This window comes from Cellvibrio mixtus subsp. mixtus J3-8, from assembly GCF_000766945.1.
Classification (GTDB): Bacteria; Pseudomonadota; Gammaproteobacteria; order Pseudomonadales; family Cellvibrionaceae; genus Cellvibrio; species Cellvibrio mixtus_A.
Window position 1 is genome coordinate 19,379 of sequence record NZ_KN266207.1, and the last position, 20,065, is coordinate 39,443.

The following is a 20,065-nucleotide window of genomic DNA, read 5'->3' on the forward strand; positions in this document are numbered from 1 at the left end:
ATAGCGGGAATAGCTCAGTTGGTAGAGCATAACCTTGCCAAGGTTAGGGTCGCGAGTTCGAGTCTCGTTTCCCGCTCCAGTCTTAAAGTTTTACTGTCATCGTATTTTCTGATCAAAGCGTTACAAAAATCCTTATGGGTTTTGTTTGTGCTTTGCTTTATCCTTCCTGCATTTTTTGCGATTGTTCAATCGCATTTAACTTCATTTGATTTTGGCGAGGCGTTATGACTCCGGCAGATTCTATCCCGGCGCTTTCGATTAAAAATTTGCGCAAAACCTACAACGAAAAATTGGAGGCATTAAAAGGTATAAGCCTGGATGTAATGCCGGGTGATTTTTTTGCAATGCTTGGCCCGAATGGCGCAGGTAAATCCACCACTATTGGCATTATCAGTTCGCTGGTTCGCAAAACGTCGGGCACGGTTGAAGTGTTTGGTAAAAATACCGATACCGACTTTTCTGCCGCAAAAAAACATTTGGGTGTGGTGCCGCAAGAATTTAATTTCAGTATGTTTGAAAAAGTGGAAGATATAGTTTTGCAGCAGGCGGGCTATTATGGTCTACCGCGCAAACAAGCTGAGATACAAACAGAAAAATATTTAAAGCAATTGAGTTTGTGGGACAAGCGTCAGACGCCAGCGCGAATGTTGTCGGGCGGTATGAAGCGGCGTTTGATGATTGCACGCGCGCTCGTACATGAGCCGCAATTATTAATTCTGGATGAGCCTACTGCGGGGGTTGATATCGAATTGCGCCGCTCTATGTGGGATTTCCTGCGTGAAATTAATGCAGCGGGCACCACAATTATTTTGACCACTCATTATTTGGAAGAGGCGGAAAGCCTGTGCCGCAATATAGCGATTATTGATCGTGGCACCATTGTGCAAAATACCAGCATTAAAAATCTGCTCCAACAATTAAATAAAGAAGTTTTTATTTTTGACGTTAAAGGTAATTTGCAGCATTTGCCGGTATTGAGTGGGCACCATGTTGCGCAAATCGATGAGCATTCATTTGAGGTTGAAGTAGAAAAAGGGCAGTCATTAAATGGTGTATTTGCGCAATTAACAGCCCAGCAAATTGAAATTGTAAGTATGCGTAATAAAGCTAACCGTCTGGAAGAGTTATTTGTTGCCATGGTAAATGCCAATAAAAACGAGGTGCAGTCATGACAGCCAGTGAACAGTGGATCGCCTTCCTGACTATTTTACGTAAAGAAATAAAACGTTTTACCCGTATTTGGATCCAAACGCTATTGCCTCCGGCAATTACCATGATCTTGTATTTTGTGATTTTTGGTAAGTTGATTGGTAGCCGTATCGGTGAGATGAGCGGTTTTAGCTATATTGAATTTGTTGCGCCTGGCTTGATTATGATGGCGGTGATTACTAATGCCTACGCCAATGTTTCATCATCTTTTTTTAGTGCAAAGTTTCAGCGCAGTATTGAGGAACTGCTGGTCTCACCTACACCCAACTATATTATTTTGCTGGGTTATGTAATGGGTGGTGTTGCGCGTGGTGTTGCTGTGGGTTTGATTGTGACGGTGATGTCATTGTTTTTTACTAACTTACATATTCATCACTGGTTTACAACATTGTTTATTGTGTTTATGACATCTGTGGTGTTTTCATTGGCCGGGTTTATCAACGCAATTTATGCGAATACATTTGATGATGTCTCCATTATTCCTACCTTTGTGCTGACACCACTAACGTATTTTGGTGGTGTTTTCTATTCGATTAATTTACTGCCCGAATTTTGGCAGCAGGTATCGGTACTTAATCCGATTTTGCATATGGTTAACGCATTTCGTTACGGCATGTTGGGCATTAGTGATTTGCATATTGGTATGGCGCTTGTGGGATTGACGGTATTGGTAGCGGTCTTGTTTGCAATTGCATTGCATTTATTGAAAACCGGTAAGCGTTTGCGCGCGTGATGCAGGAGTTGATATGAGCCACAATCCATTAGGTCAGCAAACAGAATATATTTCTGAATACGCTCCCCATTTATTATTCCCTATTGCGCGCAGTGAGTCGCGCAAACAATTGGATATCAATGCCGGCTTGCCATTTTTTGGTGTCGATATCTGGACTGGTTATGAGTTGTCCTGGTTGGATAAATCAGGCAAGCCAGTGGTTGCTGTGGCAGAATTTACTATTCCTTGTGATAGTGAATGCATTATTGAATCAAAATCCTTTAAGTTGTATCTCAACTCGTTTAACCAAACCCGGTTCAATAATGTTGACGAAGTTCGCGCAATAATTATTGGGGATTTATCCCGCGCTGCCAAAGCCGATGTTAATGTGCAAATACTGCCATTGCGCGGTGTGGGCGGGGATAATTATCTGGGAATTATCGCACTGCCAAATGCGATATACCTGGATGATCTGGATGTGGCGATAGATGCCTATCATCCAGCACCGGAATTATTAAAAGTGGGTGTTGATTTAGTTGAAGAAACTCTGGTGAGTCATTTGTTAAAAACCAATTGTCCAGTCACTGGGCAACCGGATTGGGCAAGTGTATTTGTTCGTTATAAAGGCAATCAAATTGTGCATGATAATTTGTTGCGCTATTTGATTTCATTCCGTGAGCATCAGGATTTCCATGAGCATTGCGTAGAGCGTATTTTTTGTGACCTGTTGCGTGTGTGCAAGCCGGAATATTTAAGTGTCTATGCACGTTATACGCGGCGGGGTGGGTTGGATATTAACCCGTTTCGCTCAACGCATGCTTGGGAAAAACCGGAAGGTATCCGTCTTATTCGTCAGTGATTTTGTTTCAGAGGTGATTGTTTGTTGATTAAACAATCACTTTGTCTTTGAGGCGGGCGGCAGCTTTTTCCAATGATTCAATCACTTTTTGCTTGTCATAATTGCGCACTTTATCCATATCCAGATACATGGAAAAACCTTCGGCGCGATCTTCAAAGTATGTTTGATTTTTACCCATTTCCTTGCGCAAATCAGCAACCTGATAAACCTTGACGGGCATTGAAAAACCTTTCACCTGGATTTCGCCTTTGTCCCTGCACATGACGGTGTCTTTGACTAACGACCAGGTTTCATGCGAGATCAGAATTTCATCGGGTTCAGCGGCTGATTCCAGGCGGCTGGCGAGGTTCACCTGCGTTCCCAGTACTGTGTAATCCAAATGGTTGGATGTGCCAAAGGTGCCAACGGTGCAATAACCTGTGTTAATTCCCATGCGCACTTGCAATGGCTTTTTAATGCCTTGATTAAACCATTCTTGTTGCATCGATTTAATGCGTTTTTTCATTGCTATCGCCATTGCAACACAACGGGTCGCATCGTCTTTTACGCCTTTGCTGGCACTATCACCAAATAACACCATAATGCCGTCGCCCATAAATTTATCGATGGTGCCGCCATAATGGGCAACGATTTTGGACATTTCGGTGAGATAGTGATTCAGTAATTCGGTGAGGGCTTCGGCTTCAATTTCCTCGGAAAGCTGGCTGAAATCCTTAATATCAGAAAAGAAAATACTGATGCGTTTACGTTCTGCCTGTAAGTGTTTATCGTCGCCGCGATTAATGGCCTGCCATACGGTAGGCGGTAAATAACGTGATAATTTATATGCACGGATTTTGTGCCACTTCTGTTCGTTTTCCAGTTGTTTTTGGCTAAGCATTAATTTATGAAAGCGTTGATGCATATAAATTGCATATACTAAAAAGTAAGTTGCTACACCAATCAGGCTGGCAGCACTGATTTCAATACTTCCGGATAACATTAATTGTGGGCTGTGGATAAACAGGCTGAGTACTATTCCGATCGCAAAAGCACTGTTGTCTTCCAGTAATTTCCTAACTCCACCACTGATCAATGCGTTAAATTGAATCATTGTGAGGAACATAACACAGGGAAGAATACTGAAGTCCGTCAGGCTTAAAACTATACCAATCAATGCAGCATCTACATGGGATAACCAACGATTGATGCGCGACATTAATTCCGGCAATTGTTTACGGGTAAAATGGTAGGTGCCGTATGCATATGCCAATAAAAAAACAATGACACCCATATGGGTAAGGCTTGGGTTATCCCAATTGATAAAAGACGCTAATGTCCCTGATGCGGCAAAACAGATGAGCGCGCGAAAATAATACTGTTGGATAGGGGATTCAGTTTGAAGCTGCGAATCAGTCTTACTGTTCATTGGTTTCAAGCCTTATTGTTATCTGCAGTAAGTCCATCATTGTGCATTGACGCCAGCTCCATATACGATACTGCGAATTAAACGGCTTTTTGTTATAAATGTCTACTTGTTAACTGAAAGTTCGTCGCGTTTTATGCCTGCTTATTATTTAAACTTCAGTTCCAGGTATTTTTCTTCCAATTCGGCATATTGGCGACGCAATTCAGCAAACTCTGTCTTGATATGTTCAATGTTATCCGATGTGCCAGCAGTAGCGGGTGCAGTTTCGTCGCGAGTATGTTTGAGTTCGTCGTTCTCTTTCTCCAGTTCTTCAATATTCTCTAGCAGCTCTTTGCTTTCCTGGGTGAAATCTTCAAGGGTTTGTTTGATTCTTTGGTTTTCTTCTTCGAGATGATGTTCGTTGTCCAATTGTTGTTCTTGTTCAGCAATTTTCTCATTAGCTTTATTGAGCTCTTCTTCAAGGAGCTGAACACAAGTATCTGATTCCTGCACAAAGCGAACTTGCCGTTGTAATTGTTGTTCGAGTTCTTTTATAACCAGATCTTTTTCCTCTGGGCTTACGGCTTCCTCCAGCTTGCGTTGCAAATTACTGATTACCCTGTATTGATCCGCGGCGACATTGCGCAATTTCATAATTTCATCGGCGGCGCGCGGGTCCTGACGAATAATGTTAATAGTTTTATTTTCTTGCGGTACGCCATTGATAGCGCTGCTGGCAGAGTAAATATAATGGTTAATATCGTTGTAGCTGTCGTTATAGCGCCCTAGTAGCACTTCATATTGCTCGCGATCAGCAACGCTATCAGCCATTGCGTGGAGCTCGTTGTAGTAGCCTTGTGCATTGGCTTGCGCTTCGTTCCAACGTTTTTCCAGATCAAAAAAGAGTTTCTTGAATTTCTCCAGATTCTCAACGCGCTTTTTATAGGTTTCAAGCTCATTGGTGTCAGTTTCGGCTGGTGGATTTTCCGTTGCAGGTTGAAGCAATGGTTCTAATGTCTGTTTGAAAATATCCCAATAACCCTCACTGCCGGGAACTGCGGTAGTGCCTAGTTCTTCTGCGCGCAAAAATGCATAGCGTAAGGCTACAATGCGCTGGTTGAGCGGGCCATCCAATGGTTGAATTCCTGATATATCACTACGCGGTGCCAGAAAACTGAAGCGATCCTGAGTGATATCCAACTGTTCATAAATAAATTGCTTATAGGTTTTGGCTGGTGGAAGTGCCGGGGTCTGAATGTTTTTTACGGTGTCGAGAAGTTCTTTCAGTTTGCTTTGCTGGCGTTTAATTAATTTCTTTTGCTTGATAGAAAAGTAGAGCAACGCAAAGGTTGCTATGAGCAATGCCAGATAAATTTCAATGGCTACCACGAGCACAAGGGTAGGTACTTGCATATTATTATGAGCCGAGACAATCAGTGGGTGGGTGCGCTCAAAACGCAACCCTATGTTCGGAAGTATGGTACAGGTTTGTCTAATATTCGACTTTGACGACAGTAATTAGCCTGTTAAGTGGCTGATTCAATGAAATAATCTTGAGGCTTTTACACTATGGATGCACTGGTAGCATTACACCAACGGGTTTCTATCACCAAGCTGATGGAGCCAGCGCCTGATAAGGCGCAACTGGACCAGCTCTTTAAAGCCGCATTGCGCGCTGCTGATCACGGTAATATGCGTCCCTGGCGTTTTCTGGTGATTGAAAAGGGAGGGTTGGTGAAATTGGGAGCCTTGTTTGCCCGTGTTGCGCAGGCTAACAAACCGGAAATTACGGAACCAGAGCTGGAGCGTTTTAAATCCATGCCGTTGCGTGCGCCGATGATTATCGCGTGCATTGCAAAAACGCAAGACAATCCGAAAGTGCCACTCATTGAACAAATTATTGCCGCCGGTGCAGCGACGCAAAATTTAATTACCGCTGCTTTTGCCCTGGGGCTGGGAGCGGTGTGGCGCACTGGTGATATGGCTTACGATCCACAAATTAAAACAGCTTTGGGTTTAGCTACCAATGAGGAGTTGGTTGGTTATGTGTATATAGGCACGCCATCAATTCCTGTGCATCTGCCGCGAGAACAAAAGCCGGAAGATTTTTTTAGCTATTGGTCACCGGAATAAGATTGCGTTTACCTGTTCGCTTGTGTACATTAGCGCGCCTTTGCAGGGCTAGGCAAAAATGCCCTGACAAAGAAAAACGGTGAGATGTCCGAGTGGCCGAAGGAGCACGCCTGGAAAGTGTGTATACCGCAAGGTATCGAGGGTTCGACTCCCTCTCTCACCGCCAGTTTTCAACGCAAATACAAGTCGCGCATCACAGCATCGAATGCTGTTTGTACAACTTGATCGAATTTGTAGCTGATTGATTTATAAAGCATTAATTTGAAAATTTTGTAAAAGAAAATCAAATAAATGCTTGACTCACAAAGCCTCGATCAATAAAATGCGCGCCTCAACAACGCACTCGTAGCTCAGCTGGATAGAGTACTCGGCTACGAACCGAGCGGTCGGAGGTTCGAATCCTCCCGAGTGCGCCATACAATTCAAAGGCTTAGCTGGAAACAGCTAAGCCTTTGTTATATGTGCGGTAAAACCATGTGGTAAAACTTTTATAGCGTCTCGATAAGTTCCTCTGTTTGCCATTCCATTGCTGGGGCTCTTTGTCTGTTGATTTGGCGTAACTCGACGTAATCGTTGGGTGTTGATTTGTGTGCTAGGCTCCTCTTCGATTTAACTAATAATCGGGAAGATGGAGTTGTCATGGCTGAAATCGATATTGTTGTCTATTGTGGAAGTGTGAGTGTTGCTGGTTACTTAGAGTTAACTAGCAAGATCGAGGCAAACCGATCAAATAGTGCAAAAAAAGTTTTTTTTATACCGGTAACTACCGGAGGCGATCCTAATGCGGGCTACCGTATTGCGAGGGCTCTGGGACATTATTACCCAAGTGGTGTGATTGTAGGCATACCTTCGGTCTGTAAGAGTGCTGGCACCTTGATGTGCATAGGTGGTAGCGAGCTGGTAATCGGTGATCGGGGCGAGTTGGGTCCGTTGGATATCCAGCTTAGCAGTAAAGATGAGCTTTTCGGGTATTCATCAGGTTTGGATATCATGCAAGCTCTGTCAGCACTGCAGGAAACTATGAATGCTGCCTTCAAAAACTATCTTTATGATCTGAAGTTTGGTGGGCGCCTTGGCACAAAATTAGCATCTGATATTGCGTCTAATATGGCTGTCGGTTTAGTGACACCAATTGCTCAACAAATTGATCCGGTCAAGTTGGGGGAGCATCAGCGCGCAATGCAAATTGCGGTTGCTTACGGAGAGCGCCTTAATTCTAAATTTAACAATACGGACAGGGCGCGTATCGAGCGATTGTTAATCTCATATCCGGCTCATGGCTTTGTGATAGACCGCAAAGAAATTGCTGAATTATTTAACGAAGTTAGGTGTCCGAATGATGTAGAGAACAAGGTATTTGATTTATTATTTAAAACGTTCTTACCAAACTATGGTTTGGACGTGGCTTCTGGAAAGCACCGGACTATTGTTTCAACGTGGGAAGAGATTGTAGATATGATTCCTCGCGAAGAAAGTGATGCCGTTGCTGTCGACACAGAAAATGTGGAGGTAGAAAATGTTAGTAACCAGCCAAACGAAGGAGGCGTCGATGATAGAGAAACAGATGCAGGAAATGTTGAAGAAATCCCAGGAAAGCCGAAGCGTAAGAGAAGTTAAGCAAACTGAAATTAAAAGAATTTATGAGGCTCAGTTTCAGGTGTTAAAGAATCAAACACCACGGCAGGCATAAATTTCGAAGAGAAAGGGGCGTAATGCCCCTTTTTTTGCAATTACACTACTTGAGTGTCTCTCATACTAATTCTCGATATAAGCTAATCCAGAACCTGGCAGCATTGCAGGCGTTCTATCACTTATGGTTTGTTAGAGTCTGGTGCTAATGAATCAGCAGGCTATCTTCTACTACTTTTGCTAAAAAATCGCTGTAAACATAAAAAATGCTTGCAGATTAATTTTCATGGTGTAGGATTTAAACCAATCGGTTAATTTTTTAAACCGATGCAAGAAGAAAACTGTACCAATGGAATGCACCTACATATATGAACTAGTGAGGTATGGCAAATGTTAACTAAATTCGGACAGTTCATCCGTAAGCTACGGATCGATATGGCGATGAATTTGGGCGATATGGCCGAAAAACTTTCTGTCAGCGCTTCTTATTTGTCTGCTGTTGAAACAGGAAAGAAAAAGATTACTAATGATTTATTGAATCAAATAGTACTCAAGTTCAATTTGAGCGATAGCCAGGAATTGCTCTTGCTTACCGCTGCAGCAGAATCGAAAGATGAAGAAAAGATAAGCTTGAATGGTTTGCAGGACAAGACTAAGCAAACGGTCGCAATGTTTGCAAGAAGTATTGAAACGGGCACCCTCAATGCCGAGCAATTGCAGGCAGTGAGGGATATTTTAAAGCTAAAGGGCTAAGGGTATGTGAGAGGTAATCAATGCAAAATCGTGGGCATAAAGTTCCGCCAATGTCGTGTAATGACATCCGGAATATATCGGAAATGACATCAGATTTATTAGCTGTATTTGGTGCCAAAGTTACTGGTGCTAGGAATATCGTGGAGTTGCTGGATGTTCAGCTTCCGCAACTTATGCCCGGGTTTACGCTTCAAATCCTTGAGGATTGCGAGCTACCCAATGATTATGCTCGGACTTACCCTGAAAGTTCTTTAATGCAAGTTAGGGAGTCGGTTTATGAAGGCGCGCGATCAGGTAACCCGAGAGATCGATTTACTCTTGCACATGAATTGGGGCATCTTTTTTTGCATCAAGGTGTAACAGCTTACGCGAGATCTGAAAACTCTCCCCCGCACAAGGTTTATGAGGATTCTGAATGGCAGGCTGATACTTATGCTGCGGAATTTTTAATGCCAATGGACGAGGTAAAGAGTATTAGATCTCACGTAGAGATTATGCTGCGTTTCAATGTGTCGGAAATGGCCGCACAGAGAAGGTTTCGGGCAATAAAAAAGCGCTAAGAAACGGCAATTTCAAAGCGCTTTTCGGATACATCAAAGACTAATTAGCAGTCGGGGGTCTAATTAGAGCCAACCACCATAGCTTTTAAATTGTATAACTGCAAAATCAGTTTAACAGTTAAGGTGTTGGACAATCAATCCCCCCTCATGTTTTGAGGGCATTGTTATGTTTTCAAATTCTCGCAAGCCGGTATTTGTCCGGAAGTACGTCCGTTTTCGTTTTGGACGTTGGGAAGATGTAATTTGCCATTATCGTAGTTGGCCTAGACGATAATGTTGAAAAGGGAGCTTTGCTCCCTTTTTGACTATTTACCTGGTCGCGTCGATCACTCTTAACTTCCTGATGTAAACCAATCTCGTTTTTTCTGATTTGTGGCCGCCCCAGTGTTCAGTATGGTCAGTCATTCCCTTTGCCTTCAGGTCGTGGAATGTGAAAGGCTTTTCCAATTTCACGATATGATCGTCAATCTTCAGGCCCTCGCTTACTGCTTTCTCCATAATGCGCTGCCACGCGCTATCAAAGCGATTCTTGCTCACTTTTAGACCTTTGGCGTCGTGCAGTATATAGGCTCCGTCAGGAGGTGCTGGAGCGTTTGGGTAAATGCATTTGGCTGCGATGATAGCTTCTCGCAACCGATGGCTAATTTTGGTGAGTTCACCTAACGAGCCTTTGGTGCGCGTGATACGGATGTGTCCGTCTTTAATATCTGAATGCTTTAGGTTTCTAACCTCTTGGTTGCGCAAACGGCATAGGTATGCGAATTCCATCATGATGGCGATGTAATGGCTCTTTGTAGTTTTGTAAATGATTTCCTGTACCAAGTAATACTCCCAGTCTTCAACGTAGCGATCACGTGGTTTCTCTTCGTTTAACGTTACTTTCTCGCACGGGTTCTCGACGGGTACTTGTGCGTAGCGCTGGCTAGCCCAATTCCACGCTGCCTTAAGATATTGGATATGCCGATTGGCGGCTACTTTATACACGGCGATATCTAGATAACGACGTATGGTGATGCGGCTTAGATCGGTGAGTAGAATGTCACCAAATTTGGTGCCTTTTTTTCCAACGGCTTCTGTAAGTGCGTTGCGATACATTTCATGCTGACGTTGCGTTGAGGTTGCATTCTTTCGATTTGCTTCGCTGTTGTTGTAGGTGTCTAGCAGCCAGCGCAGGGTATTAGTTTCGCTCTTTGATAACGATTCAAATGCTTGCCATACTTCCGATATGGGAGCATCTAATGAGCACAATCTGGTTTTTTTACCCATTTTGCCTTTACCCAAGTATTCCCAATGGAAATAGCAATTTCTCGCTGTATTTTTGTATACATAAGGTGGTAGGCGCGCGTTGTCTCTGTCTCTATCTCTTGCCATTAGAAAAATGAATCCACGTTAGATGTATTGGCTGCTGGTGTACCTGCAAGTACGCGATCAACAGCTGCTTGCGTTACTAAAATTTTGTTGCCTTTACCGCGAGTGAAGGGAATTTTTTCCCGGCGTAAAAACTCTTCAACTTTTGACCGACGTTTGTACCCAGTCCATTCCATTAATTGTTCTTCTGTTAGTAGAGCGCTCATTTATTTCTACTTCCAAAATTGACAGGTGGTTTCCAAAACACTGAACTCGGTTTTCCATACCCAAGGGTTTAAATCCCATGCGTTGTGGCCGTAAATTGAATTCCAAAGGCTTTGAAAGCTGTGTAGCGGAGCGGTCTCTTTTCCTTCTGGATACCAGCTATCTGGATTGGTGTAGCAGCGCCAGCGCCTACCAAATTCGCAGTCGACAACCTCAATGCCTTCTGCAATTGCATCTGCTGTAGTCATCTGTTGCAGGCGTTCGGCTCCAACAGTTTTGACTTCAAGTAATATTCGGCTCGCCCAGCGCGGCATGTGTATTGATGGTCGCCATTTTTGAGGGCACATGCGTTTGGTGTAATCCGGATCGGCTTTATAATCGATTTCAATAACGTGTCCGTTCGGGTTTCCTTGTGCATACACAATGTAATGCGCCTCTCTAACCCATAAGCGATCACCTGGTTGACCTTGTGGGTGTTCGTGCGAGGTGGCGTGACCTGGAGCTATTGGCAAAAAATCCATACTGCTTGCCGCTCCCCAGGGGAATTCCCAGAATGGGCTTCTGTAAACTGGTAGCGGGTTAATTGGTCTTCGCGTTTGAGTTTTTCTTCCCGACAAAATTGCTTGAATCATTGGCGCGGAGAAAAGTATTGGGCGTTCTTTCATGGTTTTACCTCGCAAACGCTGACTGCTTTTTTGTAAATATTTTTGATGGTGTCCCAGGGGACATCGTGAAATAAAATCTGGGTACCGCCGCCATCACAGTCGATGCAGTCGGTGCCATCAGATGCTTTCCCTTCGCCTTCGCAATAAGAGCACGTTTGTTCTGATGTAACGTGGAATTCACTAATAAGTGCACTCTTTGCTCCGTTCTCTGCTGTGAGCGTTTTGGGCATTACAACCAAGTCCGGATTAAGCTGCGAGTGCGGCTGTAGATCGAGCTCGGCAAGACGCTTCATAAGGGCCGTGCGATATTGCCCCATTGTTTGGAACGTCATTGCATAGCTGTCATCGGCAATAAGGCTTACAGCGATCGTGCGCAGTTGCTCAAGCTTGGCGCGCGTGAGTAACTGCGAATAATTGAATTTATCCATCATGTTTGCTCTCCGTTGAATTCCACATTTTGTATCGAGGGCGTGCCAGTAAGTTGAGGTGGCTTGCTGTATTTAGTGCGGTGATCAGATTTCACTTTTTTCGCAAGGTGATTGGTCATTTCCTGGCTAATTGCCAGTGAGACCAAATTCAAATTATCTTTGTGCTCGATGCAGGTGGCATTTAGTTGGTCGCGTAGGCGTTTAATTGAATCAGGATGTTCGAACATCGCGCGCGCCATCGCGTCTAGCCTTTCGAAGTGATAAACCATTTCCTCCAAGTCTTTGGTGTATACGCTTACCTGTCTTGGGGCGTGGCTGTGGCGGTAGCTATTTTCTAAATGGCTCTTAATGCGTGTGTAAAAGTTTTCGCGCATGGCTATCTCCAGATATAACACTCAAAACCGTAACCGCTTGTTGGAAAATTCAAGCAAAAATTATCGATTTCTTCGTTAGTGGTTGAGTCGTTGATCGAGTGCATGAACTCTGCCCAAATGCGAAAAGTTTCAGCATTCAAAATGTCTATGAGCTCATTGGCGTGGTCGTCCAGGATTGGTTTTAAATCGCCTAGAAAAATAGGGTCATGGACGATAATTTCGTTTTCTTCCGTCTCGGTTCTGTTGGGCAGTTTTACCCACATACGAACCTTGAATTTTTTGCGGCCCTTGGGCGTGTAAAGCAGATGCGATTCGTCTGGCGCGCGGAAAGTTAAAAAAGGTTTCATTACGCTGCCAGCCTCAAATAACGGGTATCGTAATTCGCAAGCACTAGGGCTTCGGCCATATCCGGGCAGACGCTATTGCCGCATCTCGCAACTTGTTTGTATTTGGGAATGCGATTGCCAAATAAATCACGATCAATAATGTAATCTGCGGGAAAGCCCTGCGCGGCAAAAAGCTCATGTGGCTCCAGCATGCGCATTCCAATATCTGCGATTTGATATTGCTCGCCGCGTACAGTTACTAAGCCGAAGCGATCTTGCGCGGTGATGGTGTGCAATGGTTCGCGTAAACTGATACCGCTGTCTGCGCTGCTGTAATACTTAATTAAAAATGCGCGCACTTCACCGACGTGTGCAACGTTGGTTAGCGTTGGCATTGGATCAAAAAGCGATTGGCCAACCTGGTTGTTTTTGAGTTTTATAAGGTGGCTGGTCACAAGGCAGTGTTCTTGCTTTGTGGTGATAGTGGTTAGTGGCTGATCAAGCCCGTATTGCATTCCGTCGCCGCCAAAGCCCTGCTGTCCAATGCGAACGATAAAGGGCTTTGGGTCGTCGATTACAAAGCGCTGGATGCCCTTATAGATGCGCTGTAGGGTGTTATCTGAAAGGGGTCGCTTTCGACCGAATATGCTCGGTACCGGAATTGACCAATCAATAATTTCATGTGCGGGACGCCATTTTTTTAACCCGGACTGTCTAAAGTTTAAAATGCGTGGATCGCCGTGCGTTGGTGATGGCCACGCGATTTCTTCCCCGTCACAGCGAGCAACCAGAAACAATCTTTTACGAATCGTTGGCGTGCCATAATCAGATGCACGCAAATTGCGCCATTCAACGTTGTACCCGCACTCGCGCAATTGCCCGACAAAATTGTTAAAAGTTTTGCCTTTGCGTTTAGGACAGGGCTTGCCATCTACTACTGGTCCCCAGTTAACAAATTCCTCCACGTTTTCAAGCATGATCCGTTGTGGCTTCACTGTGGCGGCCCAACGATTAGCAACCCACGCTAATCCGCGTATGTTCTTGTTTACAGGCGTTGAACCCTTAGCCTTACTAAAATGCTTGCAATCGGGCGAGAACCACGCCAATCCCACTGGCTGGCCATTAGTTACCTTGCGCGGATCAATGTCCCACACCGATTCGCAATAGTGCTTAGTGTGAGGGTGGTTTATTGAATGCATTGCGATAGCATCTGGATCGTGATTAATAGCGATATCAACTGGGCGCCCCAGCGCACGCTCGATGCCTGTGCTGGCGCCGCCGCCTCCCGCGAAGTTGTCCACTATCAGCGGCTCAAGCCAAAGATTTTGCTGCGGTGATGTGCGATAACTGGTTAACATTTTTTGCCTTGTGGTTGTGCGATTTCGCTTACAAAAATCTCCGCTTATTGCGGCTATATCTACTGCTTTTTTGCCGATAAAGTGGCGTTGTTTCTTCGGAAACTTCTTGTAATTTGCCGGGGAGAGCCCCGGCGCTTTTTTAAAATTAATCCGCAAGCCAACGCTGGCGCCATAAGGAAATGGGCTGGCGTTTTTTTATCCGATAGGGCAGTGCTTTAAATAAATTCCTGGTGATGGCTCGCAGTCTGTTAAAAGGCCGTAAATCACAAATGCGCCAAATAGAGTCCCGATAACTAACCCGCAAATTTGCGCAATTTTTATAAGTTTTCTCTTCATTGGTGCTGTCTCTTTGCCTGGTTGATGTGATGCACAACAGGAAAATTTTCAGTAGCAAACCCCTGAATTTTTAAAAGCTCGTGCTGTGTTAGCGGCTTAATGTCTGCGGACAAATTGAATTTGATAATTCCTTTGTTGATGCGCTCTAAAGTCAGTTGCGAAATCTGCGGTTTTGGTAGTGCCTTACTCATAAAATTTCTTCACCCATTCGTTAATATCGGATTGGTCTGCAGGGCTGAAAATAGAAAAAATTACCAGTAGGGCAAACATGCCGACGATGATTGCGCTGGGTTCAATGATGATCACTGCAGGTCTCCGATCGTTGTTAAAACCCGCCGTTGCCAGCGGGCACCGCTTTCGTGTGTTGGCTAAACCGACCAACCAAAAAAACTCTATAAATAAAGTGCTTTTGGTTGCCTGCTGGTGAGGGGCCAGCAGGTTCCCTTGCTTCAATTACTCGGCGGCTGATGCGTTGGCAGTGTCTGTCGTTGCATTGCTCTCTGCAGCGCCTGCAGGAGCGTTGATGCCATCGCTTGAAGTCTCGACAGCCGTGTCTGCGCCGGTGCCGGTATCGCCTTCTGTGGTGCCATTGGCGTTGTCGTCTGTACCGGTGGCGGTGCCAGCGTCAGTTGCATAATTCGCATCTACTTCATCGATGGTGATCGATTGGCCGTCATAAACGTGGTGACTGCAGCTTTCACCTGGTAACAGCACATTGCGCAATTCATTGTTCACTTTTACGTGAACAACTTTTTCTTGGTTATGGATTTCTGCGCGGATAAAAATTTGAGTAGTCATTAAGTGCTCCAAAAAATTTACAAAAATTGTGTGTGGTGCCCGCATCCGGCTTCGTCGCTTTTCAATTGCGACGCCTGCTTGGCATGCAGTTGCTGAACCTTTGTCTCTTCCCCTCCATACGCACACCATGGAAGTTCTATTGGGGGGCTTGCTGGGCTTTCCTGCAGGTGCCACCCGTACAGGACGTGCTGATTGCTCTTTTTGCTGTGCCACTAATTGGCTTGATGCAACCAGAAAGACTCTTGCAATATTGCCGCCCTAGAAACTGTCACAACTGTTTGCGCTCGGTAGCGCTGGAATTGTTTTTCTACATCCGTTGGTTGTGAGGGTGCGGTCTCGGTTATTTCCAATTGCAAGAGCCTTTCTGGTTGCCCACTGGTGAGGGGCCAGTGGGTTCCCGTGTTAAATTTCTAACTTGCCGCGATAGAGTTCCAAGTCAGTCTCAACAAAGCGATCGTTGAGAATGTCGAGGAAGTTTTCGCTAATGGTTTCCTGCATGGTTTCCAATTGGCGAATGGCAATTTTGAAAATTGGTGCTTCATGTGCGGTAATCAGTGCGATGCGGCACTCGAATGTTTGTTCATCCAGACCGCTGTACGGGATGCAGGTGAATTTCATCAGGGAAGGTAGGGCTGACTCGCTCTTGGCTTCGATCGATTCCAGCGCAGATTTGGTGGCTTTAAAGTCCTGTGCTTCGTGATCTTCTTTGCGAGAGGATTCAATGGTTACTCGGCGCACTGCTGAAATAACTTTGCGCGTTTCCAATATGTCGCCTTCGCTATCAAGGAACTCCAAATTGGGTACCCAGTCTTCAATCCATTCGGCGAATTGCTTTTGAGAAAAATTCATGTTGGCGGTGTTAAGCAGGGCGCGGAGTTCTGCGCTCTTATCAAGCGACAAAACACTAGTGAAATCACCATGGCCCGGATTGTTCGCATCACCCAAGTTGAAAAACACTTTGGCGGTCATTTTGTCCGGATCAATAAAACCAGTAGATTCCCCTTTAACTTGATGCGCTTTCACAAATGCAACAAAGTCATTGATTACGGTGGTGTTCATCTGGCCACGGAAGCGAGAGCGCTTCGGCTGAAATTTTTCCAGCTCGACCAGGCTAAAATCTTGCGGTACTACAGCTACAGGTTTTGCATTCGAGGCAAGGCGTTTGGTGATCGCTTCGTTAGCGGTAGCGACTGCATCTGCTTTGCGAATTTCCTGAATTGCTGAACTATCTAAACTCATTTTCTATCTACCTTTGGTAGTTAATGGGAGGGTTAAAGATTCGGGCTATACCTGTGCGGGTATTTCACCTTTTTTTCCAATCATTGGAATTTGGTTCTCGGGGAAAAAGCTCATGGCGCCGCCTTTCCCAACATGCATTGGTGTGCTGGTTTGTTCGTCTTCCTGCACCGATCCACGCTTGGTTGGACGGACGTATTTCACTTTGTGGTCAACGGTTACCTGGTGGCCGTTACCGATTTGCTTTAATTCAAATTCAAGCGTGATCTTGCCTTTACGGCCGTGATCGCAAACGGCGCCGGCCACTTGTGAAAGGATGTGTGAAAGTTTTTCTTCAAATACGCCTCCATCCAAATCACCCAAAAAAGTTCCTACATTTGTGCTCATGACTCTTTCCTCTTGGAGTTAACAAAAAAAGTAATTTCAACGTGACTTTTAACTAACGCTTGCCACTGTGGAGGGACTTTATTTAAGTGTTCCTGCCGTTGCTCTTTCGTGGGTAAGGCCGCGATTTCGCTGGCCCAGTGGCGGGGCCGTTTTTCTCTTTGCATTAACTGGCCTTATTCAAAAGCCCCATGCTCCCCAATAATTCCAGGCACTTTTTGCGCTCGGTTTGATCTTCCGCACTACGCGGTTTTTGCTGCAGCTCCCTAGCGTTTTGTTCGTTGAGCGGAAGCACTAAAGGGGGTAGTGAGCTTGCTATATTTAATTTATTTTCCAATTCATGGATTCCTAATCGCGTGATGACTGTGACCACGTAATGCACCTTCACTTTTTTGTTGCGTTGTGAAGGCCGCTTACGCTGTTCTGTAGTTAAAAATCCTGCTGCGATGGTCCAATGGTAGGGGTGGTTTCGCTCTTGTCTCGATGCGTTAATCCACTGCCTTTTTATGGGATATTTTTTGCTTTCACCGCGCAGTATTTTGTAAAACTCTATTTCACTAATACCGAATAAGTGAGCCGCATCTTTGAGGTCATAATTCTTATTCGGTATGTTCATTTGCTATTGCACTCGGTCGCTGGTTGGAATCGAAAGGCAAGCAACAAACTGATTCATTTCTTGGTGCAAATCGTTAAGCAACTGACAGCCTTCATCTTCGGAAACGATTTCCGCTACTTCTGTGAAGGTTACGAGCATCACTTGGGCGCCGCCGTAAAATGCGAGCTTGCATTCATTAATTTGGGTTTCGAGTGCGTCTGCAGGCAATACACCTTTTTTGTACGTTTCCCATAATTGCGCGATGGTAAATTTCTTTTTCATAGTTGCTTTCCGTCCACGTTATTGCGCGCGTAAATCATTGCGCTGTAATTGATAATGCTGATGTAGTCTTTATTGTTGATGGCTTTTTCCAGCAGCTTTTCAAGATTTTCTATGGTGCATTCCTCTTCAATCCACCAGCCGCTTTTGCCGTTGTTGTGCGCTTCAAATAAGCTCACACGGACAGCCATTTCCACGAACAGAGCGAGGTCGCTCGCAAGCATTTCGTCGATCAATGTGCGGGGGTAATGCTTGTGATTGGCCCGATAGCTCTTAATGCTTAGTGCTAACAGGTATGCGCCTTGCTGAATGGTTTTTAGGCCCGCCATCACGCCGCCTCTTTGTTCGCGGTGTCGATTTTTTTCATCAAGTCGGCAATGGCTTTGCGGTCATTTAAATTGAGGGTGTTGCTGTCCACGATAATGTCTGTGGCGTTTGTGCTGAGTGGGTGAAAGTCTGGCCAGCCTTCACCGTGTTTAACGTGCACCATGATTCCGCCGCGATTCCGAATAAAATCGGCTTCCGCTGGTCTGGATATGCCACTAATCACATGGCCACCAAAAATGTTCTGCAGAGTTTCGGTAAAGCCTGCAATGCTGCGTTCAAGTCTCAGTGCGGCAACATCAGTAAAATAATTTGTATTGAGCTCGTAGATCGCTGCAAAAAAAGAACGCTCAAATGCGGCTACAGTGCATTTCAATTCATTAATTTTTTGCGTTGCAGGTAGCAGCGCAGCGTTTTGTGACGTTAGGCCGGTTACTGCTGCCAGAACGTCATGGAAAGGTTGGCGCATATTGATATTGATCAGGTTCAGTTCCTGGCTGATCAAATGAGTGACGGCTTTGGTTGTTGGATTGCGCTGGCCTGTGACGCCGACTAATAAGCGATTCATTAACAAATTTCCTCAATATCAATTAATAAACTTTTATTTTTGCCGGCGCGTTGTGCGCGAGCAGTTTGGGTGCGAGTGGTGCGAGAAACGCGCGCATTTATTCCGTTGTCATCCGCTTGCAGTGCAGATAAAAAACACATGAACGACACGAAAAAAATTGAGCGCAATTGCAAGTAACCATTGCGAATCGCTTTGGTAATTAATTCGGGAGTGGAGTCGGCGTGCAGCTTTAAAAACAGTGCAGTTATGGCCTGTTTTATATTTGCGGGGCTGCAGCAGAGTAGTTGCGCACACTCACTTATGGAATTGCCGCGAGCGCGTAGTAACAGCACTTGGCATTGCCGCGGCGGTAGACCGGATGTGTGCAGGTCGCCGCATTGGTATCCGGTTTCTGTGCGTTCCGTGGGGCCGTTCATTGCAGGCGCTCCGCAAAACACGCGCGCACTTCTGCCTCGGTGCGAGGTTTATGCCCAGGGAATAAAATTGGCGATAATTCATTGAAATCGAGGTAAGCGGCTTCCACACAAGACAGCACTTCGCCCAGGGATAAATCCAGCAAGTCGCACGACTTTATCTTTGCGAGGTTTTCAATTCGCTCAATAACCAGCCGTTCATAATTCCCATTGCATTCTTCGAGATTGAGTACGGAAAAAATGCCATGTACCCGCGACAGTACGCTCATGCTGCAGCGCCTCCCCCGTTAAATGGTTTCGGGGAACTAGCGTGGGCTTGTTTAACTTTGGCTGTCTTACCTGGTGGGATAAGGTGCAGATACCTTCCGGTTACAGCGGAGTAACCCTGTAAATGCTGTGACCACAAAAAGACTCGCAATGGATATGCCCATTGTTTGGCTGTGAATGATGGGTGAATGCCTATAGTCCCCATTGGAATTGCCTCAATGTTTGTAGGTATTGATTAAATCTATACAAGTATGCATAGTTATGTCAATGCATTAATGCATAGTTATGAGGAATAACTACTCAAAAGTGTTTAAGAGTATCTGGGTGGGGTCGCGGAAAGTTAGGCTTAAGGGGCTGTAAAGCCCCTCATGGTGAAGGGGAATGCTATTTAGATTTCCAAACTCTGGTATCTATTACTTCCAACGTAATTTGGGTGATTTCTGAATTATGATCCAGTGCTTGGTCGAGTGATACAACGGTTTTCCCTACGGGAATGTTTCGTATGCTTTCGGGCCAAAAGTTGCGACTTGCGATAGGTTTATTGTTTGCGTTTAGGCCAACTATTTTCAATTGAGCTCCTGATGGAACCGCGCAGGCATTTGTTAGCGTCGCGGAGCCCTCCATGTAGTAACAGTCTGATTGGCTGCACTTATTGGCAAAAGTGAAATTGTTAATTTCTACCGAAAAATCACTTACCGTACATGGGCTATTTTTAGGTGTTGATTGAAGTGTCGGATAGTTTGGTGTGTGTGAGTTCTGTCCGGTTGCGAAGTGGTAGCAGATGAATCCAACGATTGCTACTGCAGCAATTTTTGTAAGGCTATAGTGAGTGCTCACTGGTTTACCGCAAGTAGGGCATGCCTTTGCTGAATTACTCATTAAGCCCGAGCATTCCCGGCA

The 20,065-nt window shown here is 45.1% G+C and carries 26 protein-coding genes and 3 tRNA genes; 10 read left to right on the forward strand and 19 right to left on the reverse strand.

The genetic code is table 11. The annotated features are described in order from the left end of the window. The first annotated feature begins 3 nt into the window (after nt 1-3). The 4 genes from A596_RS05175 (at nt 4) to queF (ending at nt 2,780) form a co-directional block, all read left to right on the forward strand. Nucleotides 4-79: transfer RNA gene (locus A596_RS05175), tRNA-Gly, on the forward strand. A 145-nt stretch (nt 80-224) separates the two neighbouring features. Further along, on the forward strand, nt 225-1,172 hold the full coding sequence (locus tag A596_RS05180) for an ABC transporter ATP-binding protein (protein WP_039913102.1): 948 nt from the start codon (nt 225-227) through the stop codon (nt 1,170-1,172). Beyond that, entirely contained in the window at nt 1,169-1,942 is a 774-nt protein-coding gene (locus A596_RS05185; RefSeq protein ID WP_039913103.1) for an ABC transporter permease, read from the forward strand. The genes A596_RS05180 and A596_RS05185 overlap by 4 nt, the downstream gene beginning before the upstream one ends. Before the next feature lie 13 nt (nt 1,943-1,955). After that, complete coding sequence (gene queF / locus A596_RS05190) at nt 1,956-2,780, forward strand: NADPH-dependent 7-cyano-7-deazaguanine reductase QueF (RefSeq protein ID WP_039913104.1); 825 nt, start codon at nt 1,956-1,958, stop codon at nt 2,778-2,780. A gap of 28 nt (nt 2,781-2,808) precedes the next feature. Here queF and A596_RS05195 read toward each other — a convergent pair whose 3' ends face one another. Next, nucleotides 2,809-4,188 carry an adenylate/guanylate cyclase domain-containing protein gene (locus tag A596_RS05195; protein WP_039913105.1) on the reverse strand — a complete coding sequence of 460 codons (1,380 nt, stop codon included), beginning with the start codon at nt 4,186-4,188 and terminating at the stop codon, nt 2,809-2,811. A gap of 144 nt (nt 4,189-4,332) precedes the next feature. After that, nucleotides 4,333-5,580: a hypothetical protein gene (locus tag A596_RS05200; RefSeq protein WP_039913107.1), complete on the reverse strand. Its 1,248-nt coding sequence runs from the start codon at nt 5,578-5,580 to the stop codon at nt 4,333-4,335. 156 nt (nt 5,581-5,736) lie between these two features. On the opposite strand from A596_RS05200, the gene A596_RS05205 reads away from it, so the two are divergent. The 6 genes from A596_RS05205 (at nt 5,737) to A596_RS05230 (ending at nt 9,242) form a co-directional block, all read left to right on the forward strand. Beyond that, nucleotides 5,737-6,300: a nitroreductase family protein gene (locus tag A596_RS05205; RefSeq protein ID WP_039913113.1), complete on the forward strand. Its 564-nt coding sequence runs from the start codon at nt 5,737-5,739 to the stop codon at nt 6,298-6,300. A 78-nt stretch (nt 6,301-6,378) separates the two neighbouring features. Continuing rightward, nucleotides 6,379-6,466: transfer RNA gene (locus A596_RS05210), tRNA-Ser, on the forward strand. Nucleotides 6,467-6,639: 173 nt separating this feature from the next. Next, nucleotides 6,640-6,716, forward strand: a tRNA-Arg gene (locus tag A596_RS05215). 223 nt (nt 6,717-6,939) lie between these two features. After that, nucleotides 6,940-7,917: a S49 family peptidase domain-containing protein gene (locus A596_RS05220; RefSeq protein ID WP_200882874.1), complete on the forward strand. Its 978-nt coding sequence runs from the start codon at nt 6,940-6,942 to the stop codon at nt 7,915-7,917. A gap of 402 nt (nt 7,918-8,319) precedes the next feature. Beyond that, nucleotides 8,320-8,682, forward strand: a complete 363-nt coding sequence (locus A596_RS05225) for a helix-turn-helix domain-containing protein (protein ID WP_039913114.1) — start codon at nt 8,320-8,322, stop codon at nt 8,680-8,682. An 83-nt stretch (nt 8,683-8,765) separates the two neighbouring features. Further along, on the forward strand, nt 8,766-9,242 hold the full coding sequence (locus tag A596_RS05230) for an ImmA/IrrE family metallo-endopeptidase (protein WP_052417248.1): 477 nt from the start codon (nt 8,766-8,768) through the stop codon (nt 9,240-9,242). A gap of 309 nt (nt 9,243-9,551) precedes the next feature. Here A596_RS05230 and A596_RS05235 read toward each other — a convergent pair whose 3' ends face one another. The 17 genes from A596_RS05235 to A596_RS05315 all read right to left on the reverse strand — a co-directional run bounded on the left by A596_RS05235 (nt 9,552) and on the right by A596_RS05315 (nt 19,167). Next, nucleotides 9,552-10,508: a tyrosine-type recombinase/integrase gene (locus A596_RS05235; RefSeq protein ID WP_160280084.1), complete on the reverse strand. Its 957-nt coding sequence runs from the start codon at nt 10,506-10,508 to the stop codon at nt 9,552-9,554. A gap of 104 nt (nt 10,509-10,612) precedes the next feature. After that, complete coding sequence (locus A596_RS22600; protein WP_084128061.1) at nt 10,613-10,816, reverse strand: DUF4224 domain-containing protein; 204 nt, start codon at nt 10,814-10,816, stop codon at nt 10,613-10,615. Nucleotides 10,817-10,822: 6 nt separating this feature from the next. Next, complete coding sequence (locus A596_RS05240; protein WP_039913117.1) at nt 10,823-11,479, reverse strand: hypothetical protein; 657 nt, start codon at nt 11,477-11,479, stop codon at nt 10,823-10,825. Next, complete coding sequence (locus A596_RS21930) at nt 11,476-11,910, reverse strand: hypothetical protein (RefSeq protein ID WP_052417250.1); 435 nt, start codon at nt 11,908-11,910, stop codon at nt 11,476-11,478. Before A596_RS21930 ends, A596_RS05240 begins: the two co-directional genes overlap by 4 nt. After that, nucleotides 11,907-12,281 (reverse strand): hypothetical protein, encoded by a 375-nt coding sequence (locus A596_RS05250; RefSeq protein WP_039913118.1) that lies wholly within the window; start codon nt 12,279-12,281, stop codon nt 11,907-11,909. Before A596_RS05250 ends, A596_RS21930 begins: the two co-directional genes overlap by 4 nt. Before the next feature lie 2 nt (nt 12,282-12,283). Beyond that, nucleotides 12,284-12,628, reverse strand: a complete 345-nt coding sequence (locus A596_RS05255) for a hypothetical protein (RefSeq protein WP_039913119.1) — start codon at nt 12,626-12,628, stop codon at nt 12,284-12,286. Further along, nucleotides 12,628-14,121, reverse strand: coding sequence for a DNA cytosine methyltransferase (locus A596_RS05260; RefSeq protein WP_200882875.1), 1,494 nt, complete (start codon nt 14,119-14,121; stop codon nt 12,628-12,630). Before A596_RS05260 ends, A596_RS05255 begins: the two co-directional genes overlap by 1 nt. Before the next feature lie 363 nt (nt 14,122-14,484). Further along, nucleotides 14,485-14,754, reverse strand: a complete 270-nt coding sequence (locus tag A596_RS05270) for a hypothetical protein (RefSeq protein WP_039913123.1) — start codon at nt 14,752-14,754, stop codon at nt 14,485-14,487. Next, nucleotides 14,755-15,099 (reverse strand): hypothetical protein, encoded by a 345-nt coding sequence (locus A596_RS05275; RefSeq protein WP_152600109.1) that lies wholly within the window; start codon nt 15,097-15,099, stop codon nt 14,755-14,757. Nucleotides 15,100-15,501: 402 nt separating this feature from the next. Beyond that, on the reverse strand, nt 15,502-16,338 hold the full coding sequence (locus A596_RS05280; protein WP_039913125.1) for a DUF2303 family protein: 837 nt from the start codon (nt 16,336-16,338) through the stop codon (nt 15,502-15,504). A 45-nt stretch (nt 16,339-16,383) separates the two neighbouring features. Then, nucleotides 16,384-16,722: a hypothetical protein gene (locus A596_RS05285; RefSeq protein WP_039913126.1), complete on the reverse strand. Its 339-nt coding sequence runs from the start codon at nt 16,720-16,722 to the stop codon at nt 16,384-16,386. A 163-nt stretch (nt 16,723-16,885) separates the two neighbouring features. Further along, nucleotides 16,886-17,335, reverse strand: a complete 450-nt coding sequence (locus A596_RS05290) for a phage antirepressor KilAC domain-containing protein (RefSeq protein ID WP_039913127.1) — start codon at nt 17,333-17,335, stop codon at nt 16,886-16,888. A gap of 3 nt (nt 17,336-17,338) precedes the next feature. Beyond that, nucleotides 17,339-17,596 carry a hypothetical protein gene (locus A596_RS05295; RefSeq protein WP_039913128.1) on the reverse strand — a complete coding sequence of 86 codons (258 nt, stop codon included), beginning with the start codon at nt 17,594-17,596 and terminating at the stop codon, nt 17,339-17,341. Then, complete coding sequence (locus A596_RS05300) at nt 17,593-17,922, reverse strand: hypothetical protein (protein ID WP_039913129.1); 330 nt, start codon at nt 17,920-17,922, stop codon at nt 17,593-17,595. Before A596_RS05300 ends, A596_RS05295 begins: the two co-directional genes overlap by 4 nt. Continuing rightward, complete coding sequence (locus A596_RS05305; RefSeq protein WP_160280086.1) at nt 17,922-18,422, reverse strand: hypothetical protein; 501 nt, start codon at nt 18,420-18,422, stop codon at nt 17,922-17,924. The genes A596_RS05300 and A596_RS05305 overlap by 1 nt, the downstream gene beginning before the upstream one ends. Nucleotides 18,423-18,484: 62 nt before the next feature. Then, nucleotides 18,485-18,901, reverse strand: a complete 417-nt coding sequence (locus A596_RS05310) for a LuxR C-terminal-related transcriptional regulator (protein ID WP_039913131.1) — start codon at nt 18,899-18,901, stop codon at nt 18,485-18,487. Continuing rightward, nucleotides 18,898-19,167 (reverse strand): hypothetical protein, encoded by a 270-nt coding sequence (locus tag A596_RS05315; protein WP_039913132.1) that lies wholly within the window; start codon nt 19,165-19,167, stop codon nt 18,898-18,900. Before A596_RS05315 ends, A596_RS05310 begins: the two co-directional genes overlap by 4 nt. Nucleotides 19,168-20,065 lie beyond the last annotated feature (898 nt).

Coding starts and splice junctions, on each gene's coding strand:
- A596_RS05180 (WP_039913102.1), top strand. CDS start 225: ATGACTCCGGCAGATTCTATCCCGGCGCTTTCGATTAAAAATTTGCGC.
- A596_RS05185 (WP_039913103.1), top strand. CDS start 1,169: ATGACAGCCAGTGAACAGTGGATCGCCTTCCTGACTATTTTACGTAAA.
- queF (WP_039913104.1), top strand. CDS start 1,956: ATGAGCCACAATCCATTAGGTCAGCAAACAGAATATATTTCTGAATAC.
- A596_RS05195 (WP_039913105.1), bottom strand. CDS start 4,188: ATGAACAGTAAGACTGATTCGCAGCTTCAAACTGAATCCCCTATCCAA.
- A596_RS05200 (WP_039913107.1), bottom strand. CDS start 5,580: ATGCAAGTACCTACCCTTGTGCTCGTGGTAGCCATTGAAATTTATCTG.
- A596_RS05205 (WP_039913113.1), top strand. CDS start 5,737: ATGGATGCACTGGTAGCATTACACCAACGGGTTTCTATCACCAAGCTG.
- A596_RS05220 (WP_200882874.1), top strand. CDS start 6,940: ATGGCTGAAATCGATATTGTTGTCTATTGTGGAAGTGTGAGTGTTGCT.
- A596_RS05225 (WP_039913114.1), top strand. CDS start 8,320: ATGTTAACTAAATTCGGACAGTTCATCCGTAAGCTACGGATCGATATG.
- A596_RS05230 (WP_052417248.1), top strand. CDS start 8,766: ATGACATCAGATTTATTAGCTGTATTTGGTGCCAAAGTTACTGGTGCT.
- A596_RS05235 (WP_160280084.1), bottom strand. CDS start 10,508: ATGGGTAAAAAAACCAGATTGTGCTCATTAGATGCTCCCATATCGGAA.
- A596_RS22600 (WP_084128061.1), bottom strand. CDS start 10,816: ATGAGCGCTCTACTAACAGAAGAACAATTAATGGAATGGACTGGGTAC.
- A596_RS05240 (WP_039913117.1), bottom strand. CDS start 11,479: ATGAAAGAACGCCCAATACTTTTCTCCGCGCCAATGATTCAAGCAATT.
- A596_RS21930 (WP_052417250.1), bottom strand. CDS start 11,910: ATGATGGATAAATTCAATTATTCGCAGTTACTCACGCGCGCCAAGCTT.
- A596_RS05250 (WP_039913118.1), bottom strand. CDS start 12,281: ATGCGCGAAAACTTTTACACACGCATTAAGAGCCATTTAGAAAATAGC.
- A596_RS05255 (WP_039913119.1), bottom strand. CDS start 12,628: ATGAAACCTTTTTTAACTTTCCGCGCGCCAGACGAATCGCATCTGCTT.
- A596_RS05275 (WP_152600109.1), bottom strand. CDS start 15,099: ATGACTACTCAAATTTTTATCCGCGCAGAAATCCATAACCAAGAAAAA.
- A596_RS05280 (WP_039913125.1), bottom strand. CDS start 16,338: ATGAGTTTAGATAGTTCAGCAATTCAGGAAATTCGCAAAGCAGATGCA.
- A596_RS05285 (WP_039913126.1), bottom strand. CDS start 16,722: ATGAGCACAAATGTAGGAACTTTTTTGGGTGATTTGGATGGAGGCGTA.
- A596_RS05290 (WP_039913127.1), bottom strand. CDS start 17,335: ATGAACATACCGAATAAGAATTATGACCTCAAAGATGCGGCTCACTTA.
- A596_RS05295 (WP_039913128.1), bottom strand. CDS start 17,596: ATGAAAAAGAAATTTACCATCGCGCAATTATGGGAAACGTACAAAAAA.
- A596_RS05300 (WP_039913129.1), bottom strand. CDS start 17,922: ATGGCGGGCCTAAAAACCATTCAGCAAGGCGCATACCTGTTAGCACTA.
- A596_RS05310 (WP_039913131.1), bottom strand. CDS start 18,901: ATGAACGGCCCCACGGAACGCACAGAAACCGGATACCAATGCGGCGAC.
- A596_RS05315 (WP_039913132.1), bottom strand. CDS start 19,167: ATGAGCGTACTGTCGCGGGTACATGGCATTTTTTCCGTACTCAATCTC.